This window comes from Streptomyces aureus (assembly GCF_001418135.1).
In the GTDB taxonomy this organism is placed as follows: Bacteria; Actinomycetota; Actinomycetes; order Streptomycetales; family Streptomycetaceae; genus Streptomyces; species Streptomyces aureus_A.
Window position 1 is genome coordinate 1 of sequence record NZ_LIPQ01000606.1, and the last position, 1,996, is coordinate 1,996.

At 68.8% G+C, this 1,996-nt stretch carries 2 protein-coding genes and 2 tRNA genes; 3 read left to right on the forward strand and 1 reads right to left on the reverse strand.

Annotated elements, in window-relative coordinates:
* Nucleotides 1-436 (forward strand): MBL fold metallo-hydrolase (locus AOK00_RS34870; protein ID WP_159041926.1); only part of this gene is annotated, 436 nt, incomplete at its 5' end.
* 88 nt (nt 437-524) lie between these two features.
* Nucleotides 525-598: transfer RNA gene (locus AOK00_RS34875), tRNA-Met, on the forward strand.
* Nucleotides 599-907: 309 nt separating this feature from the next.
* Here AOK00_RS34875 and AOK00_RS34880 read toward each other — a convergent pair.
* Nucleotides 908-994, reverse strand: a tRNA-Leu gene (locus tag AOK00_RS34880).
* A 544-nt stretch (nt 995-1,538) separates the two neighbouring features.
* Between AOK00_RS34880 and AOK00_RS34885 the strand changes: the two genes are divergently transcribed.
* A partial coding sequence (locus AOK00_RS34885) for a DUF3662 domain-containing protein (RefSeq protein ID WP_254047616.1) occupies nt 1,539-1,996 on the forward strand: 458 nt, incomplete at its 3' end.

Here is a 1,996-nt window from a genome sequence, read left to right on the forward strand (position 1 = left end):
CGCCCGGCACTACGGCGTCCCGGCCTGGATCCACCCGGCCGACCGCTACCAACTCGGCGCTCCGGCCGCGGGGCTGCCCGACTCGTTCCCCCGCGACCTGCTCGTCGGCCATCCGGACCGGGAGCCCGACGAGGTGCGCGAACTTCCCGAGCGGGGCGGCGAGCTGGCCTTCGCCGCCGGCAGCGTCACGGTGCTGCACACGCCCGGCCACACCGGCGGCTCGGTGATGTTCCGTTTCGACGGCGGCGACGAGCCCCTGCTCGCCACCGGCGACACCCTGCTCGCGAGCGGCCGGGGACGCGCGGACGCGCCGACCGCGAACCCGGCGAGCATGGAGGACTCCCTCCGCCTGGTCAGCGGCCTCTGCCCGGAGGACACCCGGCTGCTCACCGGTCACGGCCCCACGTCCTTGCTCGGCCGGACGGGAATCCGATGACGCACACCACCCGCGGGCGACCGGTGTGACGTTGGTCATGGCGTACAGGAAGGGCCGACCTCGGAAGTGTGTAGAGTGGCATCACCGACGCGGGGTGGAGCAGCTCGGTAGCTCGCTGGGCTCATAACCCAGAGGTCGCAGGTTCAAATCCTGTCCCCGCTACGAGAAGAAAGGGGCCCGGCACCAGCCGGGCCCCTTTCGCGTTCCTCCGCCCCGTGGCCGTGGCCCGTCGGCTCCTGGCGCGTGCCCTCCTCACGCGTGGGCCCCTGACGCGTCGCCCCCTTGACCCGTGGCCCCCTCACGCATGAGCCCTTGGCCACTGACCACAGCCCGAGCTCCCGGTGTGCGAGCTGCCTCACACGTCACCCGATCGCTCCGCCGAGGCCGCACCCTCGTCACATCGGGGGATAAACGAAACGGTCGGCATCGTGATCACGATGCCGACCGTTTCCTCGGTTTCCCGAGTTGAACTGGTGCGCGAGGGGGGAGTTGAACCCCCACGCCCTTTCGGGCACTGGAACCTGAATCCAGCGCGTCTGCCTATTCCGCCACCCGCGCATTGGGTGTGCTCCGGACTCTCTCACTTTGCGGTGCGAGCGCCTGGCGACATCAGAAGATTAGCACGTCGCAGACCGTGGATTCACATCCGTTGTTTGGCCCCCGCTCACGCAGACCAAGGTGAGGGAGGGACAGATGCCCGGAGGAGGGAAGGAGGGTGAGGGAAGGGCGCCAGGAGAGGGCAAGACGGGGAGGAAGACAGAGGGATGAAGAGGAGGAAGGGGGAGAAGAGGGAGGAGGGGCAAGAAGAGGGATGCATCACCCGGGACCGTCCGGGACCGCCTCCGAACCGGCCCCGGTTCGGCGTCGGACCCGCCTCGGATCGCCCCGAACCACCCTCGATCCACCCCCAGACCTCGACCGAGCCCCCGCTCCCACAGCCGGGTGCGGGACACTGTCCACAGGCCGCCTCTACGATCCGTGGGGAAGGCTTGTGAGAGGTGACACTCGTCCACAGGGCAGAGAAGGGGAACCAGCCGATTTCCCGACGCGTGGATACGATCAGTAAGCAGTACCAGGACGACAACGACGGAGGAGGTGCCCCATGGGAGTCCTGAAGCGTTTCGAGCAGCGTCTCGAAGGTCTGGTCAACGGCACCTTCGCCAAGGTGTTCAAGTCCGAGGTCCAGCCTGTCGAGATCGCCGGCGCGCTCCAGCGCGAGTGCGACAACAACGCGCAGATCTGGAACCGCGAGCGGACCGTCGTCCCCAACGACTTCATCGTGGAGCTGAGCGCGCCGGACTACGAGCGCCTCAGCCCCTACTCGGGTCAGCTCGGCGACGAGCTCGCCGGCCTGGTCAGGGACTACGCGAAGCAGCAGCGGTACACCTTCATGGGGCCGATCAAGGTCCACCTGGAGAAGGCCGAGGACCTCGACACCGGTCTGTACCGCGTCCGCAGCCGCACCCTGGCGTCGAGTACGTCACAGCCGCAGCCGCCCGCGGGCGGCCAGCAGCAGCCTCAGCAGCAGGGCCCGGGACCGGGCCCTGCTGCTGAGGCTGC